The 16,400-nt window shown below is 63.6% G+C and carries 20 protein-coding genes; 9 read left to right on the top strand and 11 right to left on the bottom strand.

From position 1 onward, the window contains the following. Positions 1-210: 210 nt before the first annotated feature. From clpX to clpP, 3 genes are all read right to left on the bottom strand, one after another. Positions 211-1,488: an ATP-dependent Clp protease ATP-binding subunit ClpX gene (clpX, locus tag AKG11_RS03955; RefSeq protein WP_024270647.1), complete on the bottom strand. Its 1,278-nt coding sequence runs from the start codon at positions 1,486-1,488 to the stop codon at positions 211-213. Between the two features lie 265 nt (positions 1,489-1,753). Then, the gene (locus AKG11_RS03950; protein ID WP_050743020.1) at positions 1,754-2,119 is read right to left on the bottom strand and encodes an MmcQ/YjbR family DNA-binding protein; all 366 of its coding nucleotides are present in this window, start codon (positions 2,117-2,119) and stop codon (positions 1,754-1,756) included. Between the two features lie 26 nt (positions 2,120-2,145). Further along, a complete protein-coding gene (gene clpP / locus AKG11_RS03945) occupies positions 2,146-2,778 on the bottom strand; it encodes an ATP-dependent Clp endopeptidase proteolytic subunit ClpP (protein WP_023513714.1) in 633 nt (210 codons plus the stop codon). Positions 2,779-3,053: 275 nt separating this feature from the next. On the opposite strand from clpP, the gene ggt reads away from it, so the two are divergent. Further along, the gene (gene ggt, locus AKG11_RS03940) at positions 3,054-4,805 is read left to right on the top strand and encodes a gamma-glutamyltransferase (RefSeq protein ID WP_050743162.1); all 1,752 of its coding nucleotides are present in this window, start codon (positions 3,054-3,056) and stop codon (positions 4,803-4,805) included. Here ggt and AKG11_RS03935 read toward each other — a convergent pair whose 3' ends face one another. Together AKG11_RS03935 and AKG11_RS03930 are read right to left on the bottom strand one after the other, a co-directional pair. Continuing rightward, complete coding sequence (locus AKG11_RS03935; RefSeq protein ID WP_050743019.1) at positions 4,806-5,192, bottom strand: type II toxin-antitoxin system VapC family toxin; 387 nt, start codon at positions 5,190-5,192, stop codon at positions 4,806-4,808. After that, entirely contained in the window at positions 5,189-5,434 is a 246-nt protein-coding gene (locus tag AKG11_RS03930; RefSeq protein ID WP_050743161.1) for a type II toxin-antitoxin system Phd/YefM family antitoxin, read from the bottom strand. Before AKG11_RS03930 ends, AKG11_RS03935 begins: the two co-directional genes overlap by 4 nt. A gap of 98 nt (positions 5,435-5,532) precedes the next feature. Between AKG11_RS03930 and AKG11_RS03925 the strand changes: the two genes are divergently transcribed. Then, positions 5,533-6,783 (top strand): cytochrome P450, encoded by a 1,251-nt coding sequence (locus tag AKG11_RS03925; protein ID WP_050743018.1) that lies wholly within the window; start codon positions 5,533-5,535, stop codon positions 6,781-6,783. A gap of 12 nt (positions 6,784-6,795) precedes the next feature. Here AKG11_RS03925 and AKG11_RS03920 read toward each other — a convergent pair whose 3' ends face one another. The 4 genes from AKG11_RS03920 to AKG11_RS03905 all read right to left on the bottom strand — a co-directional run bounded on the left by AKG11_RS03920 (position 6,796) and on the right by AKG11_RS03905 (position 9,532). Beyond that, positions 6,796-7,140: a cupin domain-containing protein gene (locus AKG11_RS03920; protein ID WP_050743017.1), complete on the bottom strand. Its 345-nt coding sequence runs from the start codon at positions 7,138-7,140 to the stop codon at positions 6,796-6,798. 61 nt (positions 7,141-7,201) lie between these two features. Then, the gene (locus AKG11_RS03915; protein ID WP_050743016.1) at positions 7,202-8,485 is read right to left on the bottom strand and encodes an O-acetylhomoserine aminocarboxypropyltransferase; all 1,284 of its coding nucleotides are present in this window, start codon (positions 8,483-8,485) and stop codon (positions 7,202-7,204) included. Positions 8,486-8,600: 115 nt separating this feature from the next. Then, complete coding sequence (locus AKG11_RS03910; protein ID WP_023513734.1) at positions 8,601-9,029, bottom strand: CoA-binding protein; 429 nt, start codon at positions 9,027-9,029, stop codon at positions 8,601-8,603. A 65-nt stretch (positions 9,030-9,094) separates the two neighbouring features. Next, positions 9,095-9,532 (bottom strand): CoA-binding protein, encoded by a 438-nt coding sequence (locus tag AKG11_RS03905; RefSeq protein WP_050743015.1) that lies wholly within the window; start codon positions 9,530-9,532, stop codon positions 9,095-9,097. Positions 9,533-9,773: 241 nt separating this feature from the next. On the opposite strand from AKG11_RS03905, the gene AKG11_RS03900 reads away from it, so the two are divergent. Further along, entirely contained in the window at positions 9,774-10,610 is an 837-nt protein-coding gene (locus AKG11_RS03900; RefSeq protein ID WP_050743014.1) for an EamA family transporter, read from the top strand. Between the two features lie 3 nt (positions 10,611-10,613). Here AKG11_RS03900 and AKG11_RS03895 read toward each other — a convergent pair whose 3' ends face one another. Together AKG11_RS03895 and AKG11_RS03890 are read right to left on the bottom strand one after the other, a co-directional pair. Continuing rightward, complete coding sequence (locus AKG11_RS03895) at positions 10,614-10,847, bottom strand: hypothetical protein (RefSeq protein ID WP_050743013.1); 234 nt, start codon at positions 10,845-10,847, stop codon at positions 10,614-10,616. After that, on the bottom strand, positions 10,847-11,668 hold the full coding sequence (locus tag AKG11_RS03890; protein WP_023513731.1) for an enoyl-CoA hydratase: 822 nt from the start codon (positions 11,666-11,668) through the stop codon (positions 10,847-10,849). Before AKG11_RS03890 ends, AKG11_RS03895 begins: the two co-directional genes overlap by 1 nt. Positions 11,669-11,805: 137 nt before the next feature. On the opposite strand from AKG11_RS03890, the gene AKG11_RS03885 reads away from it, so the two are divergent. The 6 genes from AKG11_RS03885 to AKG11_RS03860 all read left to right on the top strand — a co-directional run bounded on the left by AKG11_RS03885 (position 11,806) and on the right by AKG11_RS03860 (position 16,395). Further along, a complete protein-coding gene (locus tag AKG11_RS03885; protein WP_023513730.1) occupies positions 11,806-12,237 on the top strand; it encodes a PaaI family thioesterase in 432 nt (143 codons plus the stop codon). 231 nt (positions 12,238-12,468) lie between these two features. After that, entirely contained in the window at positions 12,469-12,933 is a 465-nt protein-coding gene (gene rplM / locus AKG11_RS03880; RefSeq protein WP_023513729.1) for a 50S ribosomal protein L13, read from the top strand. A 2-nt stretch (positions 12,934-12,935) separates the two neighbouring features. Beyond that, positions 12,936-13,412 carry a 30S ribosomal protein S9 gene (gene rpsI / locus AKG11_RS03875; RefSeq protein WP_023513728.1) on the top strand — a complete coding sequence of 159 codons (477 nt, stop codon included), beginning with the start codon at positions 12,936-12,938 and terminating at the stop codon, positions 13,410-13,412. A 127-nt stretch (positions 13,413-13,539) separates the two neighbouring features. Next, positions 13,540-14,493: an agmatinase gene (gene speB / locus AKG11_RS03870; RefSeq protein WP_050743012.1), complete on the top strand. Its 954-nt coding sequence runs from the start codon at positions 13,540-13,542 to the stop codon at positions 14,491-14,493. Between the two features lie 130 nt (positions 14,494-14,623). Then, on the top strand, positions 14,624-15,556 hold the full coding sequence (argC, locus tag AKG11_RS03865) for an N-acetyl-gamma-glutamyl-phosphate reductase (protein ID WP_050743011.1): 933 nt from the start codon (positions 14,624-14,626) through the stop codon (positions 15,554-15,556). Next, positions 15,553-16,395 (top strand): aminoglycoside phosphotransferase family protein, encoded by an 843-nt coding sequence (locus tag AKG11_RS03860; RefSeq protein ID WP_050743010.1) that lies wholly within the window; start codon positions 15,553-15,555, stop codon positions 16,393-16,395. The genes argC and AKG11_RS03860 overlap by 4 nt, the downstream gene beginning before the upstream one ends. Positions 16,396-16,400 lie beyond the last annotated feature (5 nt).

Here is a 16,400-nt window from a genome sequence, read left to right as displayed (position 1 = left end):
CCCCGGCAGCACCGCCGGAGCATACGCAGAACAGAATCGAAGTCTTCCATTCTGGCTTGGCGCGCACCGTTTCGCAACGGCTCCCGAAGCAGCGGAAGGTTGCACATCATGCCCCTTCCCGCGGCAGGCGACCAGTCACGAAATGTCACTAGCCGCCTCAAACGAAAAGACCCGCCGGCGGCGGGTCCTTCCTGAACGGGTTTGGCGCGATCAGGCCGAAACGTTGGCCTTCTCGTCGGTGCGCTCCGAGTAGATGTAGAGCGGACGGGCCGACCCCTTGACCACCTCGTCGGAGATGACGACCTCGCGCACGCCTTCCAGCGTCGGAAGTTCGAACATCGTGTCGAGCAGGATCTTCTCCATGATCGAGCGCAGGCCGCGCGCACCGGTCTTGCGGACGATCGCCTTGCGGGCGATCTCGCGCAGCGCGTCCTCGTGGAAGGTCAATTCGACGTCTTCCATCTCGAACAGGCGCTGGTACTGCTTGACCAGAGCGTTCTTCGGCTCCGACAGGATCTGGATCAGCGCGTCCTCGTCGAGGTCTTCGAGCGTCGCCAGGACCGGCAGACGGCCGATGAATTCCGGGATGAGTCCGAATTTCACCAGGTCTTCCGGCTCCAGTTCGCGCAACACTTCACCGACGCGGCGGTCTTCCGGCGAGCGGACCTGTGCCCCGAAGCCGATCGACGTCTTTTCGCCACGGGCGGAGATGATCTTGTCGAGACCGGCGAAGGCACCGCCGCAGATGAACAGGATGTTCGTCGTGTCGACCTGCAGGAATTCCTGCTGCGGATGCTTGCGACCACCCTGCGGCGGTACGGATGCAACCGTGCCTTCCATGATCTTCAGAAGCGCCTGCTGCACGCCCTCGCCCGACACGTCGCGGGTGATCGACGGGTTGTCGGACTTGCGCGAGATCTTGTCGACTTCGTCGATATAGACGATGCCGCGCTGTGCGCGCTCGACGTTGTAATCGGCGGCCTGAAGCAGCTTCAGGATGATGTTCTCCACGTCCTCGCCGACGTAACCGGCTTCGGTCAGCGTCGTGGCGTCGGCCATGGTGAAGGGTACATCGATGATGCGGGCGAGCGTCTGGGCGAGATAGGTCTTGCCGCAGCCCGTGGGGCCGACCAGCATGATGTTCGACTTCGCCAGTTCCACGTCCGAGCCCTTGGCGGCATGCGCCAGTCGCTTGTAGTGGTTGTGCACCGCGACCGACAGGATGCGCTTTGCCTGCTGCTGGCCGATGACATATTCGTCGAGAACCTTGATGATATCCTGGGGCGTGGGAACGCCGTCTCGGGATTTCACCATGGAGGTCTTGTTCTCCTCGCGGATGATGTCCATGCACAATTCGACGCATTCATCGCAGATGAACACCGTCGGTCCGGCAATCAGCTTGCGGACCTCGTGCTGGCTCTTGCCGCAGAAGGAGCAGTAGAGGGTATTCTTGGAGTCGCCGCCGTTGCTGCCGCTGACCTTGCTCATATCACTTTCCTTCCAGCACGCCGTTCATCTCCCGGAAGATGGCCGGACCACTCAAACCGCCTTTGCCGGATACGCCTACGCGCCCTTTCAAAGGCTCCAGGGGTACTGACCGGCCCGGGCCCCGCCCTTGAACCGGTTGCAACGCATTCCCCGTTTAAACACCGAATGCTAAGCCGTCACAAATCAACATAGCATTAACGGCCAATATTACCGGCTTTGTGGCGAGGATAAAGCCCCGCGATCATTACAAATCGCGTGATTGCCTTCATCCGCGCATTAGGCCAAGATCGGAACGAGCCTTGCGCGTCAGTTTCGCCGCCACCAGACCGTGACTTTCCCTTAGATAGTCACACAACGCCGCATCATCAACTGATTCGCCCGTTTGCCGCTGGATCCACTTCATTCCGCGCGAGGCGAGATAGGGTGCTGGACGGCACCCCGGCTGCTCGCTCAGAATGTCGAAGGCGATGTCGGACACCTTGAACGTGACCGCAAGCTCCGCCGTGTCGCTCCATCCGGCAATAGCGAAAACCTTTTCGCCGACCTTCCAGACATGCGCCCCGCCCCATTGCACCACGTGGTTCGTGGCGGGGAGCGAAGCGCAGAAGGCGTTGTAGTCGTCGAGCGTCATGAGATCCTGCGGCGTCGAACGAGGTGTTACGTGGCGTCCGCGCCCTCGATCGCCTCGCGGCTGGTGATGACGCGATCGACCAGACCCCAGTCCTTCGCCTCGTCGGCGCTCATGAAATGGTCGCGATCAAGCGTCTGCTCGACTTCCTCATAGGTGCGGCCGCAATGTTTGACATAGACCTCGTTCAGCTTGCGCTTCATCTTGAGGATGTCCTTGGCGTGGCGCTCGATGTCCGATGCCTGGCCCTGGAAGCCGCCCGAGGGCTGGTGCACCATGATGCGGGCGTTCGGCGTGGCAAAGCGCATGTCCTTGTGGCCGGCGGCCAGCAGCAGCGAGCCCATCGAGGCGGCCTGGCCAATGCACAGCGTCGAGACAGCCGGCTTGATGAACTGCATCGTGTCGTAGATCGCCATGCCGGACGTGACGACGCCGCCCGGCGAATTGATGTAGAGCGCGATTTCCTTCTTCGGGTTTTCGGCCTCAAGGAAGAGAAGCTGCGCGCAGACGAGCGTGGCGATATGATCCTCGACCGGACCCGTCAGGAAGATGATGCGCTCCTTCAGGAGGCGTGAATAGATGTCGTAGGAACGCTCGCCGCGGTTGGTCTGCTCGACGACCATCGGCACCAGAGCCATGGCGGTATCTACGGGATTTCTCATGTCAATCCTTCATCGGTGTGGCCCTGAAACCCTTCGCAAACGTTGGGAATCAGCAAGTTTCGTCTTCCCTACATAGAGTGTGAGGGTGGCGGACTTCAAGACAGGTGCGTGTTTTGCGGCGCTCTATGCGAGAATGCAGTTAACTGACGCAACGGGCGGCGGCGATTTCCACAACCGAACCGCCGGCAAGGTGAAGGAAGGGTAAATCGCTCCCAGGCCTTGCCTCCTCCCGGTGATCGTCTGCACTATATCTCCCTCCAGTGGAGGTAGCCATGATGAAACGATCTCTCGTCGCCCTCGGGCTTCTTTTCCTGACATCGGTCGGGGTATCCGCCCAGCAGGCGTCCGATAGCGTCGCGCCGGAGCGCGCAACCGGCCTTGCGGCGGCGAAGGTCGTCACCGCGAAGGCCCATCTGGTGGCGGCCGCCCACCCGCTCGCGGCCGAGGCCGGCGAAAAGGTTCTTGTGGACGGCGGCAGCGCAATCGACGCCATGATCGCCGTCCAGACCGTGCTCGGCCTTGTCGAGCCGCAATCCTCAGGCCTCGGCGGCGGCGCCTTTCTCGTCTACTACGATGCCGGGACCGGCCGGCTCACCACGCTCGACGGCCGCGAGACCGCGCCGATGGAGGCGACACCCAGGCTCTTCCTCGACGAAAAGGGCGAGCCGCTGAAGTTCTTCGACGCCGTCGTCGGCGGGCGCTCCGTCGGCACACCCGGCACCGTCATGCTGATGCAGGAGGCGCACAACCGCTGGGGCCGCAAGCCCTGGAAGGACCTCTTCATCCCCGCCGAAACGCTGGCCCGCGACGGTTTTTCCGTCTCGCCGCGTCTTGCCGGCCTGATCGCCACCGAGGGCGACCGGCTGAAGACCTTCGAGACGGCAGCCGCCTATTTCTTCGGCGCGGATGGTGCGCCGCTGAAGGCCGGCAGAATCCTCAAGAATCCGGCCTATGCCGAGACGCTTTCGGCCATCGCCGGTGGCGGCGCGCCGGCCTTCTACACCGGCACTATCGCCCAGGGCATCGTCGATACGGTGCGCAGTTCCGGCAAGAATGCCGGCGTGCTCTCGCTCGCCGACCTTCAGAACTACCGGGTGAAGGAGCGCCGGCCGGTCTGCACCTCCTACCGCGCGCTCGACGTCTGCGGCATGGGACCGCCCTCCTCCGGCGCAGTCGCCATCGGCCAGATGCTCGGCATGCTGGAAAATTTCGACCTCAAGGCACTCGGCAAGGACAATGCCGAAAGCTGGCGGCTGATCGGCGACGCACAGCGCCTCGCCTTCGCCGACCGCGAACGCTACCTTGCGGACACGGATTTCGTGCCCGCGCCGATCAAGGGGCTTCTCGACAAAACCTATCTCGGAGAGCGGGCCAGGCTGCTCGACGGCGACAAGGCACTTGCCGAAGATGCCGTGACGGCGGGCAAGCCCGAATGGGACCACGCCTTCGACTTCGGCCGCGACGCCGCACTCGAACTGCCCTCCACCAGCCATTTCGTCATCGTCGATGCGGCAGGCAATGTGGTCTCCATGACGACCACGATCGAGAACGGCTTCGGCTCGCGGCTGATGACCGGCGGTTTCCTGCTCAACAACGAACTCACCGACTTCTCCTTCAAGACCCATGACGAGGGCATGCCGGTTGCCAACCGCGTGGAGCCCGGAAAACGCCCCCGCTCCTCCATGTCTCCCACCATCGTGCTGAAGGACGGCAAGCCCGTGCTGGCCATCGGCTCTCCCGGCGGCAGCCAGATCATCGGCTACGTCGCCCAGGCGCTGATCGCCCATATCGACTGGGGCATGGATGTCGGCCAGATCGTCGCCATGCCGCATCTCATCAATCGATTCGGCCCCTACGACCTCGAAGCCGGCACCGCAGCGGAAAAACTCGCCGCGCCTCTGAAGGCGCTCGGCTACGAGGTGAAGGTGGGCGAAATGAACTCCGGTCTGCACGCCATCGCCATCTCAGCCGGCGGCCTCACCGGCGCTGCCGATCCCCGGCGGGAAGGTGTTGCCGTCGGGAAATGATCAGACGAGCCGCACCGGCCCGTCGTAGTCGGCGACGCGCGCGTCCGCCGTCAGCAACAGCAGGCCCTCATATCTCGCCTGTGCGATGAGGATGCGGTCGAAAGGATCACGATGCAGGGGTGGCAGGTTCGCCACGGCGATGGCATTGCCTGCAGCGATCGGCAGTTCGATGTAACCGTTGTCGACCAGGCCCCGCCGCAGGCGTCCGGCATCCGCTTGAAAATCCGGGCGGCCGAGGCTCGATTTGATGATCACCTCCCACAGGCTCGCCACGCTGAAGTGGAGGGCGTTGTCCGGATCCGCCATCAGCGCCATCGCGGCGTCGCTCAGCCGCTCCGGGCTTGCCGCCGCCCAGAGCAGGAGGCGCGTGTCGAGGAGCAGCTTCATTCGTCACCGGAAAACTGGCGGGTGATTTCATCCTCGCCCATCCGGTCGAAATCGTCAGGAACCGTCAACTGCCCGCGCAGAAAACCGAAACGGCTCACCCTCCCCTCATCCGGCGGATCGAGCGGCACGACCTTGACCATCGGCTTGCCCGCCTTGGCAATAACGAAGCTTTCCCCTTTCGCCGCCTGCTCGACAAGGCGCGAAAGATTGGTCTTCGCATCGTGAATGTTGACCGTCCGCATCGCCATCTCCATGGACTTAGTTTATCAAACTTAGTTCACAGTCATGAACAAATCAAATTCCGGTTTCACCCGGTGCCGGAATACGCTACCGGTCTTTGATGACCACGACACATATCCCCTTCCTGTCCATCGACCCCGCCAGCCGCCGCGTCTCGCTCGACGGCCGCAATCCCGATTTCTACCGCGATCCGAACCCGGTCTACGCGGCGCTGCATGCACACTGTCCCACCTTCTGGTGGGAAGAGCAGAAGATGTGGTATTTCACCGGCTACGACCATGTGAACGGCCTCCTGCGCGACCGCCGCTTCGGCCGGCAGATTTTGCACGTGGCGACGCGCGAGGAGCTGGGCCTGCCGGAGCCGCAGGCGCATCTCGCCCATTTCGACGCTGCCGAGGCCTGGTCTCTGCTCGAACTGGAACCGCCGGAGCACACGCGGCTGCGCACCCTCGTCAACCGCGCCTTCGTCTCGCGCATGATCGAGAAGCTGACGCCGGAGATTTCCGCGCTCTGCCACGAAGCGATCGACCGGTTCGAGAAGGACGGGAAGGTCGAACTGCTCGCCGCCTTCGCCGATATCCTGCCGGTGACGATGATCGCCCGCATGATCGGCATTCCCGACGAGATGGGGCCACAACTCCTTAAATGGTCGCATGCCTATGTGCGCATGTACATGTTCGGCCGCACGTCGGAAGACGAGATTATCGCCGACAAGGCGGCCGAGGAATTTTCCGACTATGTGCGCAGCGTCATCGCCGAGCGCCGGGCGGAGCCGCGCGACGACCTGCTTTCGCATATGGTGCACACCGAGCACCGCGGCCAGCTTCTCACCGAAGACGAGCTGATCTCGACGACCATCGTCCTGCTCAATGCCGGCCACGAGGCGACGGTGCACCAGATCGGCAATGCCGTACGCAGCATTCTGGAGAACGGCGCCGATCCCAAAGTGATTTTCGCGGATGAGAAGGCGACGGAACGCACGGTCGAGGAATGCCTGCGCATTTCCGCCCCGGTGCACATCTTCGACCGTTTCGCGCTTGAAGATGTCGAACTCGACGGCATCCATTTCCGCCGGGGCGACAAGGTGGCCATGATTCTCGCCGCCGCCAATCTCGACCCGAAGAAATTCACCGATCCCCTCGCCTTCAAGCCGGATCGCAACGAAGGCGCCAACCTCTCCTTCGGCGCCGGCATCCACTTCTGCATCGGCGCGCCGCTCGCAAGGCTGGAACTCAACATCGCCCTGCCGATCCTCTTCCAGCGCCTGCCGGGGCTGAGGATCGCGAAAGAGCCCGTGGTGAAGGACGTCTACCACTTCCACGGGCTGGAGGCGCTGGAACTGGCGTGGTGAGGTCCGGAAACCCTAGACGCGGATGACGTAGTCCTTGCGAGTCGTTTCAACGACTTCCCAGGTTCCCCTGAAGCCGGGTCTCAGGATCAGGCGGTCGCCGGCCTTCAGGTGCGTGGCCTCGCCATCTTCCGATACCAAGATCGAATATCCCTCGAGGATGTGGAAATACTCCCACTCGTCGTACTGGACGCGCCATTTTCCCGGCGTCGATTGCCAGATGCCGGCATAGATGCCGCCGTCGGCTTCCTCGATGTTCCAGGTGGTGAAGACCGGGTCGCCGGAGATCAGCCGGTCGGCGGCCGGGCGGCCCTCTTCGGGTGTGATGCCGGAGACATCGAAGGATTGCGTGTTGCTCATGGACCTGTCCGCCTGCTGAAATGGGCCGCCTGCTGAAATGGCGCGGGCGGCCCGCTAAGATTCACGCCTTGGCCAACGCCTGCTCGATGTCCGCGATGATGTCGGCGACATCCTCGATGCCGATCGACAGGCGCACGACATCGGGACCGGCGCCGGCGGCCACCTGCTGCTCCTCGGTGAGCTGGCGATGGGTGGTCGAGGCCGGGTGGATGACGAGGGAGCGCGTGTCGCCGATATTGGCGAGGTGCGAAAGCATTTCCAGGCCCTCGACAAAGCGCTTGCCCGCTTCGTAGCCGCCCTTGAGGCCGAAGGTGAAGACGGCGCCGGCGCCCTTGGGCGAGTAGCGCTGCTGGGTGGCATGATTGGGATCGTCCTCGAGGCCCGCATAGGTGACCCAGGAGATTTTTTCATGGCCCTTCAGCCACTTGGCGACGGTGAGCGCATTGTCGCAATGACGCTGCATCCTGAGCGGCAGGGTTTCGATGCCGGTCAGGATCTGGAAGGCGTTGAAGGGCGAGATGGCAGGGCCGAAATCGCGCAGGCCCAGAACGCGGCAGGCGATGGCGAAGGCGAAATTGCCGAAGGTGGCGTGCAGCACCATGCCGGCATATTCCGGCCGCGGCTCGGACAGCGCAGGGTACTTGCCGGAGGCCGTCCAGTCGAAGGTGCCGCCATCGACGATGACGCCGCCCATGGAATTGCCGTGGCCGCCCATGAACTTGGTCAGCGAATGCACGACGATGTCGGCACCGTGCTCCAGCGGGCGCACGAGATAGGGTGTCGCCATGGTGTTGTCGACGATGAGCGGCAGGCCGTGGCGGTGCGCCACTTCGGCAATGCCGGCGATATCCACGAAGGTGCCGCCCGGATTCGCCAGGCTCTCGATGAAGATCGCCTTGGTCTTGTCGTCGATCTGGCTTTCGAAGGAGGAGAGATCGGCCGTATCGGCCCAGCGCACATGCCAGTCGAAACTCTTGAAAGCATGGCCGAACTGGTTGACCGAGCCGCCATAGAGCCGGCGTGCGGCGATGAAATTGTCGCCCGGACGCATGATCGTGTGGAAGACGAGAAGCTGGGCGGCATGGCCTGAGGCGACGGCGAGCGCCGCCGTGCCGCCTTCGAGCGCCGCGACGCGCTCCTCGAGCACGGCCTGGGTCGGGTTCATGATGCGGGTATAGATGTTGCCGAAGGCCTGCAGGCCGAAAAGCGAGGCAGCGTGGTCCGTGTCGTTGAACACGAAGCTCGTGGTCTGGTAGATCGGCGTGGCGCGCGCGCCCGTCGTCGGGTCCGGCTGGGCGCCGGCGTGGATGGCGAGCGTTGCAAATCCGGGCTTGTTCTTCGTCATGAAATGGCCTCCCTGGCTGAAGTCGGGCGCACTATTTCAGAGAGCTAAGAGCCGGTCAAAGAAAGATTTTCCGGAAAAGCACGGGTGCGGCGATACGCGTTGCGCCGATGGCGAATTACGCGACGAGACGGGGATACTCGATCGCCGGGCAACGATCCATGACCACCTTCACGCCCGCGGCCTCCGCTGCCGCCGCCGCCGCGTCATGGCGCACCGAGAGCTGCCCCCAGATCACCTTGGGCAGCGGATTCAGCGCCAGCACCTCCTCCACGACCGACGGCAACGCATCCGCTGCGCGGAAAACGTCGACCATGTCGATCGGCTCGACGATATCGGCAAGACGGCCGACGACGGGCTGGCCGAGGATTTCCTTGCCGGCCTGGCCGGGATTGACCGGGATGACCCGATAGCCCTTGCGCAGCAGGAAGGCCATGACCCGGTGGCTGGGGCGCTCCGGATTGGGTGAGGCGCCGACGAGCGCAATCAGCCTGGTCGAGCGCAGGATGTCGGCGATGTAATAGTCCGGATAGGAATCATGGTTCATGCGACTACCCCGTTTTGCTGCCGGAGAATTGGGGTAACGTTGCGTGAAGTCAATATGCGCGGCGCTCAGGAGGCCTTGAGCATCAGCACCGGATATTCCGTCACAGGGCAGCGATCCATGACCACCCGGATGCCGGCAGCTTCCGCCCGCGCGGCGGCGGCATCGTCGCGCACCGTGAACTGGCCCCAGAGCACGGAGGGACCCGGGGCGAGCGCCAGCACCTCGTCGACGACGGCAGGGAACTGGCTTGCCGCGCGAAAGACATCGACCATGTCAATCGGCTCCGCGATATCGGCGAGATGCGCATAGACCCGCTGGCCGAGAATGGTCTTGCCGGCATGGCCGGGATTGACGGGGATGACGTGATAGCCCTTGCCGAGCAGGAAGCCCATGACGCCGTGGCTCGGCCGACCATCGTTCGGCGAAGCGCCGAGCACCGCGATCGTGTGCACGGATCCGAGAATGTGGCGGATGTAGCTGTCGGGATAGTGATCGTGGTTCATCGCTGCCTCCTCCGGCGTTCGCGACCGTCTCTCACATGTCTTCCTGCCCGTCAGACTAGCGCAGAACCTTAAAGAACACGACCACGCCGGAGCAGCCGTTCAGCCACCGCTTGTGCCATTGTGGGTCAGCTTCGGCCGGTTTGCCGCTAAACCCGCGAGAATCCCGATTGCAAATCGGTGAAATTGCGCAGATGAAGAACCGAGCCCCTCCCCCCAATGGCCTGCCCTTCGAGGTCCCAGATTGCCGTTAGACGTTCTTTTTCTCGTGCTGTTCGGCGCGGCACTTCATGCCGTCTGGAATGCCCTCGTCAAATCCGGCACGGACAAATCGCTCGACGCGGCCATGGTCTCGCTCGGCGGCGGCATGGTCGGCCTTGCCTTCCTGCCCTTCGTGCCCATGCCCAACCCGGCGGCCTGGCCCTTCGTGCTCACCTCGGCCGCCTTGCAGTTCGCCTATTTCCAGCTCGTGGCCGCAGCCTACCGGGCCGGCGACATCGGCCTCGTCTATCCGCTGATGCGCGGCGCCGCGCCTCTCCTGGTCGCGATGACAAGCGGCATCGTCCTCGGCGAGCATCTGACACCGGGGGCGATGGCCGGCGTTCTCGTCATTTCCGTCGGCGTGCTGACGCTCGCCTTCGAATCGCGCCACGGCAGCCGGCGGGCCATCGTCTATGCGCTGGCGAATGCCGCCGTCATCGCCACCTATACCTTCGTCGACGCCGCCGGGGCGCGGGCTTCCGGCAATGCCGTGTCCTATACACTGTGGATGTCGCTGCTGCCGCCGGTGCTGCTCTTCGGCTGGGCCGTCGCGCGGCGGGGCAGCCGGCCGGTCTGGACGCATGTGCGGCGCAACTGGGCGCGCGGCCTCTTCGGCGGCGCCGGCTCCATCGCCTCCTACGGCCTTGCCCTCTGGGCGATGACCAAGGCGCCGGTGGCCACCGTCGCGGCGCTGCGCGAAACCGCCATCCTCTTCGCCCTCCTCATCTCGGTCTTCATCCTCAAGGAAAAGGCCAGCATCTGGCGCTACATCGCCGGCGCGGTGATCGCAGCAGGGGTCCTGGTGCTGAAGCTGGCTTAGCAGTTACTCAAAGCCAAATTCAGCCTTCATAATCCCAAACAATTGGCGGGCCGCTTCCTCGTCCAATTGAAACGTTTGGCTCATCTTGCCAACATCCTGCCGGCTGGAACGCCCATAAGTTGATATTTGAACAAGCTTTCGACCATCGTAGTTTTGAACAAACAGCTTTGCATCAACTTCATCGTGAAGCTGAAGGCGGTCCATTTGGTCGCGCTGAAAATGTGTAATCCGGGCCACTACTTCTGCCTCCACTCCGGCATGCGCTTGCCGAGAAAGGCGCCGATCCCCTCTTTCGCATCGTCGACGAGCATGTTGTCGGCCATTGCCGCGACGGCGACGTCGTAGGCTTCGGCGAGCGGCAAGCCGGCCTGGGCGCGGAAGGCGGCCTTGCCGATGCGCAGGGCCTGCGGCGACTTCGAGGCGATGACGGCGGCGTATTTGTCGACCACCTGGCGCAGGTATTGCTGCGGCACGATGCGGTTGACGAGGCCGAAATCCTTGGCCGTCGAGGCGTCGATCGTCTCGCCGGTCAAAAGCATTTCCATCGCCTGCTTGGGGTGCGCGGCGCGGGTGACGGCGACCATCGGCGTCGAGCAGAACAGCCCGATATTGACGCCGGGCGTGCAGAAGGTCGAGGTGTCCGTGCAGATGGCGAGATCGCAGCTTGCCACGAGCTGGCAGCCGGCGGCCGTGGCGAGGCCGTCAATCTCGGCAACGACGGGCTGCGGCAGCGCGGCGATCTTCAGCATGATATCGGCCGCCATGCGCATGGTCTTTTCGAAGAAGGCGCGGCCGCCGTCTTCATCCGTACGGCGGGCGGTCATTTCCTTGAGGTCATGGCCGGCGGAGAAGACTTTTCCGGTCGAGGCGAGCACGACGACGCGGGTGGCCTCGTCACCGGCCACGACATCCAGCGCGTCGCCAAGCGCCTCCATGACGGCAATCGAGAGGGCGTTGGCGGGCGGATTGTTGAGCGTGATACGGACGACCGGCCCCTGGCGCTCGATGCGCACCAGCCCGGCTGGTTCCTCTTTCCTGAACGACACCACATCCGCCATGATCGCCTCCATTCTGTTTCATCTGCGGTCCTACGCCTCGCGAGAGACGGTTTCAAGCGTGGCGACATAGACTTTGAGAGGGCTTGCTCCCCGGCACAAACCGGTCTGTAAACGCAGGGCAGACGAAGGAGAACGCCGTGAACCTGACGCCCATCATGGACCGGGACGCCCTGAACCGGTTCCTCGAAACCGATTTTCCGCAGATCCACACGGACGGAAAGGTTTTCGACGTGACCGAGGTCAGGTCCGGTACGGTCGTCATGCGGCTAGATCCGAACGAGCGGCACCTGCGCCCTGGTGGCACGGTCTCCGGCCCCACCCTGTTCGCGCTGGCGGATGTGGCGGCCTATTGCGTCGTGCTGGCGCATATCGGCCCCGTGGCGCTCGCCGTCACGACCAGTCTCAACATCAATTTCCTGCGCAAGCCCGAACCCGGCCCCCTCTCCTGCACCTGCCGGCTTCTCAAGCTCGGCAAGCGGCTGGCAGTGATCGAGGCGTCGATTTTCGGCGCGGATGGCGAAGATCTGGTAGCCCACGCCACCGCGACCTATTCGATTCCACCGCGATAATTTGCGGTATCAAAATACCTCATCGACAAGGTATTGTTTTTATTGAACTATCTTTAACACCATCCAGGTCGCGTCCCTTGACGCCAAAATGGCTCTCGCTTATAAGCCACCCCAGATCGCGGCCTCTCGGGCTGCGTTCGTTTTTTTTGGTATCCACAGGACGCCAAACCAAGCAACAAGAAACGCCCGTCGCCCAAAAAGCCTCGGGATCGCAAAAGAAAGACATCTCCCATGGCAACCTTCGTACAGAAGCCCGCCGAGGTAGAAAAGAAGTGGATCCTCATCGACGCCGAAGGCCTCGTTGTCGGTCGCCTCGCTACCCTCATCGCCAACCGCCTGCGCGGCAAGCACAAGGCAACCTTCACGCCCCACGTTGACGACGGCGACAACGTCATCGTCATCAACGCCGACAAGGTCGTCTTCACCGGCAAGAAGTACTCCGACAAGAAGTACTACTGGCACACCGGTTACCCGGGCGGCATCAAGGAGCGTACGGCTCGCCAGATCATCGAAGGCCGCTTCCCGGAGCGCGTTCTCGAAAAGGCTGTCGAACGCATGGTTCCGCGCGGCCCGCTCGGCCGTCGCCAGATGAAGAACCTGCGCGTCTACGCCGGCTCCAACCACCCGCATGAAGCCCAGCAGCCCGTCGCCCTCGACGTCGCCAAGCTGAACAGCAAGAACACAAGGAGCGCCTGATAATGGCCGACCTCTCCTCGCTCAAGGACCTCGGCGTCGCCGCTGCAGCTCCGGCCGCTTCCGCCCCGGTTCACGTCAAGAAGGTTGACGCCCAGGGCCGTTCCTACGCCACCGGCAAGCGCAAGGACGCCGTCGCCCGCGTGTGGGTCAAGCCGGGCTCCGGCAAGATCACCGTCAACGGCAAGTCGTTCGAAGCCTATTTCGCACGCCCGGTTCTGCAGATGATCCTGCAGCAGCCGATCGTCGCAGCTGCCCGTGACGGCCAGTTCGACATCGACGCCACTGTCGCCGGCGGCGGCCTCTCCGGCCAGGCCGGTGCCGTTCGTCACGGCATCTCCAAGGCACTGACCTACTTCGAGCCGGGCCTGCGCTCGGTCCTCAAGAAGGGCGGCTTCCTGACCCGCGACTCGCGCGTCGTCGAACGCAAGAAGTACGGCAAGGCCAAGGCCCGTCGTTCGTTCCAGTTCTCCAAGCGTTAATCGCTCGGAAGACTTGTTCTTCAGGAAAGGCCGGGGTTCGCCCCGGCCTTTTCGTTTTTCAGCGCGAAACCCCTTGCCTTCAAGATCGCGATTGGCGAACGTCCCGCCAGAATTCGGAGGGACACACATGGCCAACAAGACGATCGACCACGCCATCACCGCCAAGACGCTGAAAAGCGCCGCCTCGGACCCGACCCATGCGGGCATCCTCTCCTTCATGCGCCGGCGCTACACGAAAGTGCTTAAGGACGTCGACGCGGTGGTCTGGGGCATCCCCTTCGATGCCGCCACCTCCAACCGGCCGGGCACGCGCTTCGGGCCGCAGGCGATCCGCCGCGCCTCTGCCATCATGGACAACGACCCGCAATATCCCTTCGAGCGCGACCTCTTCGAGGACATGGCCGTCATCGACTACGGCGACTGCCTGCTCGACTACGGCAACCACCATAAGACGCCCGGCACCATAGAGCGCGAGGCGAAGAAGATCCTGAAGTCCGGCGCCTATATGCTGACGCTCGGCGGCGATCATTTCATCACGCTGCCGCTGCTGCGCGCCCATGCGGAAAAATACGGCCCGCTCTCCCTCGTCCAGTTCGACGCGCATCAGGATACCTGGGCGGACGAGAAAGGCCGCATCGACCACGGCTCCTTCGTCGGTACGGCCGTACGCGAGGGGCTGCTCGACCCCGAAACGTCGATCCAGATCGGCATCCGCACCCATGCGCCCGAAGATTGCGGCATCCGCATCCTCTATGGCTACGACGTCGAGGAGATGAGCGCCGGTGCGATCGCCGATGCGATCGTGCATCACGTCGGCGATCGTGCGACCTACCTGACCTTCGATATCGACTGCCTCGATCCCGCCTTCGCCCCCGGCACCGGTACGCCCGTTTCGGGTGGCCCGTCGAGCGCGAAAATCCTGTCGGTCCTGCGCAAGCTCGGCGCGCTCAACATCGTCGGGTCCGATGTGGTCGAGGTCGCGCCGGCCTATGACCATGCGGACATCACGGCCATCGCCGCTTCCAACATCGCCATGTACATGCTGGGGCTGCATGCAGAAGCGCTCGCCGAACGACGCTGAAAACAGCACATTGAATGCGACGGACCAAGGGGCTATATCGGCCGGGAACCGCTTTCCGCAGGCGGCGACGCAAAACCGTCGCACGGTTCTGCTGGAATGCTTTCAGGCTTCTTGAAGGATTGGATTGCAGATGAAACCGAAGATCTTCATCGATGGCGAACACGGCACGACGGGCCTGCAGATCCGCACGCGCATGGCCGGCCGCGACGATGTCGAGCTGCTCTCCATCCCCGAAGCCGAGCGCCGCAATGCCAAGCTGCGCGAGGACCTCCTGAACAGTGCCGACGTTGCCATCCTCTGCCTGCCGGACGATGCGGCGAAGGAAGCCGTCGCCATGGTTGCCGGCAACAATTCCGTCCGCATCATCGACACCTCGACGGCGCACCGCATCCACGCCGACTGGGCCTATGGCTTTGCCGAGATGGACCGCGAGCAGCCGAAAAAGATCGCCGGCGCCCGCCATGTCGCCAATCCCGGCTGCTATCCGACGGGTGCGATCGGTCTCCTGCGCCCGCTGCGCCTTGCCGGCCTGCTGCCGGAGGATTACCCGGTCACGGTCAACGCCGTCTCCGGCTATACGGGCGGCGGCAAGCAGATGATCGCGCAGATGGAGGAGGCAGGCCATCCCGATCCCATCGACGCGCCGCACTTCCTTTATGGTCTGCCACTGAAGCACAAGCATGTGCCGGAAATGCAGGTGCACGGCCTTCTTGCCCGCGCCCCCCTCTTCTCGCCGTCGGTCGGAAAATTCCCGCAGGGCATGATCGTGCAGGTGCCGCTCTATCTCGCCGACCTCAACGACCACGCCTCGCTCGGCTCGATCCACGAGGCGCTGGTGGAGCATTATGCCGGCCAGGATATCGTCGAGGTCGTCGACCTCAAGGAAAGCGCCAACCTCGCCCGCGTCAACGCCGTGGAACTCGCCGATACGGACCGCATGAAGCTCTACGTCTTCGGCACCGCAGGTGCGCCGCACGTCAACCTCGTCGCCCTGCTCGACAATCTCGGCAAGGGCGCTTCGGGCGCGGCCGTGCAGAACATGGACCTGATGCTGAGGGGATGAGCAGCAGCCTGCCGCCCTTCCCCGCCGAATGGCGGATCGAAAATGCCGAGCCGATCGCCGATACCGTTGCCGGCAGCGTCTATGACGTGACACTTGCCGACGGTGTTTCTGCGATCGTCAAGCACCTGAAGCCGAAGGTTCTGGAAGACAGCCAGCGCGGCGCGGATTTTCTGGCCTGGCGCGACGGCGTCGGCTGCGTGAAGCTCCTTGCCCGCACCGGCACGATGCTGCTGATGGAACATGCCGGCAGGACGACCTTGCGAGACCATCTTGAAGCCCAAGGCGATGCGGACGCGACCCGCATCGCCGCGGAGGCGCTTCTCGCGTATCACCGCCCCTCCGAGACGCCACCGCCGACGAGCCTGCAACCGCTGCCGCGCTATTTCGCAAGCCTCTTCGACAAGGCCGAACGGGACCGCCGGGAGGGCCTCGCAGGCCCGTTCGCCGAAGCGGCGGACATGGCCGAGGCGCTGATTGCCGACCAGCGGGACATCAAGCCCCTGCACGGCGACCTGCATCACGAGAACATCGTCTACGGCCCGCGCGGCTGGCTCATCATCGATCCGGCCGGGCTGATCGGCGATGCGGCGCTCGATGTCGCCAACATGTTCTCCAACCCGCTCGACCGTTTCGACCTCAACCGCAGCGAGGAACGCATCGCCGCGATGGCCGGTGTCTTCGCCGAGACGCTCCAGCGCGATGTCCGCACCATCCTGCGCTACGCCTTCGCCTATGGCTGCCTGTCGGCGGCCTGGCATGACGAGGGCGGCGACACGGAAGAGTGCGGCAACGAGCTTGCCGTTGCCACCGCCATCCGCACCGTCCTCAGACAGGCCTGAGCGGA

The sequence above is a fragment of the Shinella sp. SUS2 genome (genome assembly GCF_001262505.1).
GTDB lineage: Bacteria > Pseudomonadota > Alphaproteobacteria > Rhizobiales > Rhizobiaceae > Shinella.
Note: the sequence above shows the minus strand (reverse complement) of the source record. Positions and strands in the feature narration are given on the sequence as shown.